The organism is Herbaspirillum lusitanum P6-12 (assembly GCF_000256565.1).
GTDB lineage: Bacteria > Pseudomonadota > Gammaproteobacteria > Burkholderiales > Burkholderiaceae_D > Herbaspirillum > Herbaspirillum lusitanum.
This window is the reverse complement of the sequence record NZ_AJHH01000210.1, coordinates 1-6,258: the sequence shown is the minus strand read 5'-3', so window position 1 is coordinate 6,258 and position 6,258 is coordinate 1. Positions and strand designations below refer to the sequence as shown.

Genomic DNA, 6,258 nt, shown 5'->3' with positions numbered 1-6,258 from the left:
TTCGGCCGCCGGCGCCCGGCTGGTCGGGGAACGCCTGCTGCTTAACCTGACCGCCGCAAGCATTCCGCACGCTCACAACCAGCCGCTGTGCCACGTCACGCTCAGCATCGGCGTGTCGGCCATGGTGCCGGGCCCCGGCGGCAGTACAAGTACGCTGGCGCTGGCCGCCGACAAGGCGCTGTACGAGGCCAAGGACAACGGCCGCAACCAGGTCTGCATTGGCCGTCCGGAGTTGTTTTCACCGGCGGCGACATCCGCTTTCCTCATGAACTGAAGGACGTCCGCGGCCTGATATTCAATAAAACGATAACTGGTATTGGAAATCGAAATTGGAAATGGATGCCTGAAACACGCATACTGCAACGCAACATAAATCACTTTCTTGCGGAGCCCACCATGCGTATCCTAATCGACGTCCTGCCGTACACCCTGCTGATCGCTGCAATGGTCGCACGCTATTTCGCGTCGACACGCTGATCCACGGCAACCGCCCTTCCGCGGCTAACCGCGGGCGGGCGAGCAATTCCCGGAAGACGAAAAAGGGCGGAGATTTCCGCCCTTTTGCTTTTTGCGCCCCGGAAAACCTTCTTTTCCGCCTCTTTACAATTTCCCCCGGCTGTTCAAGTATCCTCCTCCGCCGTCGTTATGGAGCTGGGTGACCGCGCCGACTTGGCATTACACTCCACGCTTCATTTCGCTTCCCTTCATTTCGAAAGACTGCTCATGCCGCGCATCATGACCCTCATCCTCGCGACAGCACTGGCGCTGGCCATCACCGGCTGCGCCTGTGTACCCGGCTTCGTGGGTTTTGACAGTCGTTGCGGCTTCGCCAACCTTCCCAGCGGCCAGCCCTGAGGGCAATTTACACTTGCAAATCGGGGTTAAGTTTTTGCCTCGAACGGCCACTGTGCGAAGCAGCAAAATGTAACTATCCCGCCTTTTTCTTGCATCACTCCAGATGCAATTCCAGCCACGCGACCACGTCCTTTTGCGCACGCAACCGGCGCTCGGCAGACTCGTTGAAAATCTCGTGGAAAGCGTCGTCGTAACAATGCATCGTCTTGTCGACTTGCGGCACATGCGCGAAGAAAGCGCGGCTGCCGGACGGATCGACGAAAGCATCGTCGCCGGCGAACTGCAGCAGCAGCGGCGAGGTAAATGTGCCGGCGTCGCGCTGCACGCAAGCCATTGCGTCCAGCATGAAATTGACGACGCGCGCCGCCACCTTGCCATGGTTGAGCGGATCGCCGAGGAAGTCGCGCCCCACGGCTTCGTCATGCGACAAACGCTGCGCCGGCAGGCTGGTCGGCACCGCAAAGCCTGGTGCGATCCGGGTGGTCAGCGCCAACAGGAATTTCTGGAAACCGGACATCCGGATCGCCAGCGCCGGCGACGACAACATCAGGCCGCGCACCCTGGACCAGCCGCCGGTGGCAAAACGCGCCGCCACCAGACCGCCCATGCTGTGGCCGAACAAGAATGGCGCGGTCTGCGTGGCCGCGGCAAAATCGTCGAACACGGTTTTGAGATCATCAAGAAAATCATCGGTCGCCTGCAAGCTGCCGCGCGCGCCTTCCGAACGGCCATGGCCGCGATGATCATGTATCCGCACTGAGAAACCGGCGGCATGAAAAATCCCCGCGAGTTCAGCGTAGCGACCGCCATGCTCGCCCAGCCCATGCACCAGCACGACAGCTCCGCGCGGCTGCGGATGCAAGTATTCACGATAGAAAAGCCGGACGCCGTCGGCGGCCTGGAGGAATCCCGTATTTTGATTATTGTCGGACATGGCGCTGCGCTTCCTTGAAGAGGAGATCACGGACGCCTGCATATTGCCCTAAAAACCGACAACGCACAGAATCGCCTCTGCCTTGAAGACGGCACAGGCACGGCGAAGAAAAATGGGAGCACAACAAAGAAGAGGCCTGAAGAAACAAACGCGCCCGGCGATCTGCACGGAAAAACTGCGGGCAGACTGACGGGCGGCTGGGGGAGCGCCGCATTGAGCGCTCCCGGGGAATTGGTGTTGGTATATTTTCTAACCGCCAACTCCGGTATCAAGCCCAGATAATAAATTCGCCTCGGCTCTCTTCCAATCGGACGATACCGGATTGCCTTGTAGGACAAGCTCTCCTGTCGCGGCGACGCCGGTTTTTGCTGCTATTGCGCGCTTATGGCGTCGAATCGCGAGCTGCTTGAGCTGCTCGAGTTGCTGTTTCGATGCGCTCGCGATGGCGCGTGCGACGGATACTCCGCAGCGCCAGTTGCACGCTCGCCAGCCACGACAGCGGACGCGGATGCACGACCGCGCGCAATGCACGCGCATAGTCGAGTATCAGCCCCGGCGTCCAGGCCATCGTCATGGCGCGCTTGCGGATGTGGCTGGCAACCCAGACTTCCGGTGTGAACAGGATCTTGACGAAACTGAGCCAGTGATCGGCGCGCTTGCCGATCACGCCTTCCAATGCCGCCTCCAACGCATGCGCGACGGTGCTGGAGCAATTGCGGTGGGTCAGGTTGTAGATTTCTTCGCGACGATAGTCTTGCCAGAACTGCTGCAAGTGGCGCGCATCGTAGTCGCGGAACGAGATCTTTTCGGTCGACTCGCACCACGCCGCCGATTCGGACGGATAGTCGGCCAGGTAACGGCCGCGCACATTGTTGTCCGGCGTTGCGCGCAGCAGGCGTGAAAACTCGCCCGGCGAACGATCGATTTCAACCGCCGGATACAGGCTGATGTACAGGCTCGGCGCGATCTCAAGCGCGGCGTGACCAGTCGAGATGCGGCCGCTGGCGTCGACCGCGGCGATGTAGCGATCGACGATGGGACGATGCAGCGTTGCTTCCCTGGCCGAACCGGCTGGCGTCCAGACGTGCACGGTCAGCGGCGTCGCCGACGCGTTGACTGTCGGGGTCGTCGCCGCCAGTTGGCCGTCGTAGCTGCCGGCATCGAGCGGCCGGTCGGAATCGGCGTTGCGATAGGCAAGTTGCGACAACGAACTCTCACGCGGCAAACGGCGCGAACGACTTGCCAGCCAGATCAAGCTCCAGCCGCTGAAGATCAGTCCCATGCCGAGGCAATACGGCACGGTGCCCTTGTAGTGCGTGGGATAAGGCTGGAAGAAAAAAATCGCAATCAGAATCTGGCCGATACCGCCTGCCAGCGCCATGCGCCAGCGCGGAAAACGCACGATGGAGGCCGAAATGATCTGCAAGCCGCCGCCGATCGTGAAAGCGGTGCCGAACAGCATCGCCAGCAGCATGTCGCTCTGGTGATAGGGCGAGATGATCAGCAGCGCGATCAGCAGGAACAGACCGCCTTTGACGTAACGCAGCGTTTTTTGCGCACCCACGCCGCTGGATGCCAGGAACAGCGTGGCGAGGCTTTCCAGCAGCAGCAGCCAGCCGAACAGCGTGAGCGGAAACACCAGCACGCCGTCAAGCGCATCGATGCACAGGCTGACGCCGACAATGCCCCATGCCAGCCCCATCAAAGCCAGCACATGCCAATAACGCCGGATAAAATCCGCTCCAAGCAACAACAACACCAAACGTATCACGTTTCATTCCCCGTTAAGATGACCGCCGACCGACTTCTGCGGCCCGGCCTGTTTTCACCTGTTTTCATTTGTTTCCCGGCATCCATTTTACCGTCGCCGCAGCACTTGTTTCCAATGGAAAAAATCGACGACAATGGGCGGCCTTCTGCGCCTTTCTGCCCTTCTCCCTTTATGCCATTCATGCTCATCTTCTCCGCACTTGCCAGCACGGTGCTGCTGTTTCCTCTGAACGTGGTGCTGCTCGGCGCCCTCGGGCTGCTGCTGCGGCGACGTCGGCCTGAAGCGCTATGGCTGAGCTGGACAGCGGTAACCCTGTTGCTGGTCTTCAGCACACGGGCCGGCGCGCTGCTGCTGGTCGCGCCGTTGGAGGCGCAGACAACTCCGCTGGCATCGATTCCTCCGACAGCCCAGGCCATCGTCGTGCTTAGCGGCGCGCGGCTGTCGAATGCCCCGGAATACGCTCATCAGGACAAGCCCGGCTTCCTCACTCTTGCACGGCTGCAATACGCCGCGCGCCTGCACCGCGCCAGCGGCTTGCCCATTCTGGTCACCGGCGGCAAACCCGACGGCTCGGTCGAAAGCGAAGCGGCCGTGATGGCGCGCAGCCTGCGCGACGACTTCGGCGTCGCCACGCGCTGGCAGGAACAGGCGTCCGACACCACCGCCGACAACGCCCGGCTGACGGCTCCGATCTTGCTCGGCACGGGCATACAACGCGTGCTGCTGGTGACCGACGCCATGCACATGCCGCGCGCGGTGCGCAGCTTTCGTGCACAAGGCATCGAGGTGATCCCGGCGCCAACGGTGTTTTTCAGCAGCGAACGGCTGACGCTCAACGACTGGTTACCCGGCGGCGAAGGCTTGCGGCGCAGCAACTACGCGCTGCACGAATGGATAGGGATGCTCTGGTATGCGTTGCGACCGGCTCCTGACAAGAGTCGATAAGGCCAAGGAAAGCCTCACTAATCGGGGCTTTCTTTTTTTCTACCACGTTTAAAGTTATCCTGTTGTCGCGCCGTTAACGACACAGTCCGGGCAGCATTCCGGAGGACAACTCGGGTATTTTTATCCAAGTTTTCAAGGCATGCGCAGACACGCCGAGCATTTCCATTTCAATCAAAGAAAACTCTGGAGACCATGGAATGAAACTTTCATTCAAACAACGTCTGTGGGCGCCGCTCGTCATCAGCCTGATCGCTCTGCTCGCCATTTCATTGTTCAACGCTTACCAGGCGCACAACATCCGCCTTGAAGAACGCAAGAAAGATCTGATCAACGTGGCGCAGGTCGCCATGAGCACCATCAAGGAATACGGCGAGCTGGCCAAGAACGGCACGATGAGCAAGGAAGAAGCGCAGAAGACCGCGCTGGCGCGTGTGAAGATGATGCGCTACGGCGCCGACGGCTATTTCTCGGTATCCAATTCGTCTGCCGTGACCGTCATGCACCCGATCAAGCCCGAGTTGAACGGCAAGGATCTGACCAACTTCAAGGATCCGGCCGGCAATCAGGTGTTCGTCGATATCGCCAAGGCCGCCGCATCGCCTCAGGGCGGTTTCATCAATTACATCTGGCCGAAAGTCGGTTCGCCCGATCCGGTGCCGAAGACATCCTATGCGTTCCGCTATGAGCCATGGGATTGGATCGTCACCACCGGCGTCTACATGGACGATGTGAATGCGGCGTTCACGCAATCGGTCTATCAACTGATCGCGATCGTCTTCGGCTTCTCCATCATCCTGATCGCCCTGGTGGTGGTCAACAACCGCAGCATCCTGCGCATCATCGGCGGCGACCCCGGCGACGCGGCGGAAATCGCCAACCGCATTTCCGACGGCGACCTGACGCTGGTCATCAACACCGCGCCGGGCGACACATCGAGTCTGGTGTACGCATTCAAGCGCATGCGCGATTCGCTGACGCATACGATTTCGAATATCAAATCGTCGGCTGACACCATCGCTACCGCGTCGAGTGAAATCGCCAGCGGCAACCTCGACCTGTCGAGCCGCACCGAGCAACAGGCCGGCTCGCTGGAAGAAACCGCTTCCGCGATGGAAGAACTGACCTCGACCGTTAAGCAGAACGCCGACAATGCGCGCCAGGCCAACCAGCTGGCGGTGTCTGCTTCGGAAGTCGCGATCCAGGGCGGCGCGGTCGTCAGCCAGGTGGTCGACACGATGGGTTCGATCAATGAATCGTCGCGCAAGATCGTCGACATCATCAGCGTCATCGACGGCATCGCCTTCCAGACCAACATCCTTGCGCTGAACGCCGCGGTGGAAGCCGCGCGCGCAGGCGAACAAGGCCGCGGCTTCGCGGTGGTGGCGAGTGAAGTGCGCAGCCTGGCGCAACGCTCGTCGGCGGCGGCGAAGGAAATCAAGACGCTGATCGACGACTCGGTGTCCAAGGTCGACGTCGGCAGCAAGCTGGTGCAGCAAGCCGGTGCAACCATGGACGAGGTGGTTGCCAGCGTCAAGCGCGTGACCGACATCGTCGGTGAAATCAGTTCGGCCAGCCAGGAGCAAAGCGCCGGTATCGGCGAAGTCGGCCAGGCCATCACGCAGATGGATGAAGGCACGCAGCAAAACGCCGCGCTGGTGGAACAAGCTGCTGCTGCTGCCCAATCGCTGCAAGACCAGGCCGCCACGCTGGCGCAACTGGTCGGTCGCTTCAAGCTTGATGCCGGCCATGTGCA

5 protein-coding genes are annotated in these 6,258 nt (G+C 60.7%); 3 read left to right on the top strand and 2 right to left on the bottom strand.

Annotation, left to right across the window (positions count from 1 at the left end; translation table 11 throughout):
• The coding region (locus tag HLUSI_RS0107120) for a GGDEF domain-containing protein (RefSeq protein WP_029363235.1) at positions 1-274 on the top strand (274 nt) is incomplete at its 5' end.
• 675 nt (positions 275-949) lie between these two features.
• Here HLUSI_RS0107120 and HLUSI_RS0107105 read toward each other — a convergent pair.
• Positions 950-1,789: an alpha/beta hydrolase gene (locus tag HLUSI_RS0107105; RefSeq protein WP_016833325.1), complete on the bottom strand. Its 840-nt coding sequence runs from the start codon at positions 1,787-1,789 to the stop codon at positions 950-952.
• A 382-nt stretch (positions 1,790-2,171) separates the two neighbouring features.
• A complete protein-coding gene (locus tag HLUSI_RS27390) occupies positions 2,172-3,503 on the bottom strand; it encodes an HdeD family acid-resistance protein (protein WP_016833324.1) in 1,332 nt (443 codons plus the stop codon).
• Positions 3,504-3,740: 237 nt separating this feature from the next.
• On the opposite strand from HLUSI_RS27390, the gene HLUSI_RS0107095 reads away from it, so the two are divergent.
• Positions 3,741-4,505: a YdcF family protein gene (locus HLUSI_RS0107095; protein WP_330987144.1), complete on the top strand. Its 765-nt coding sequence runs from the start codon at positions 3,741-3,743 to the stop codon at positions 4,503-4,505.
• A 197-nt stretch (positions 4,506-4,702) separates the two neighbouring features.
• A partial coding sequence (locus HLUSI_RS0107090; protein ID WP_016833322.1) for a methyl-accepting chemotaxis protein occupies positions 4,703-6,258 on the top strand: 1,556 nt, incomplete at its 3' end.

What these genes read in the sequence shown, in the direction of transcription:
- HLUSI_RS0107105 (WP_016833325.1), bottom strand. Translation starts at nt 1,789, where the DNA reads ATGTCCGACAATAATCAAAATACGGGATTCCTCCAGGCCGCCGACGGC.
- HLUSI_RS0107095 (WP_330987144.1), top strand. Translation starts at nt 3,741, where the DNA reads ATGCTCATCTTCTCCGCACTTGCCAGCACGGTGCTGCTGTTTCCTCTG.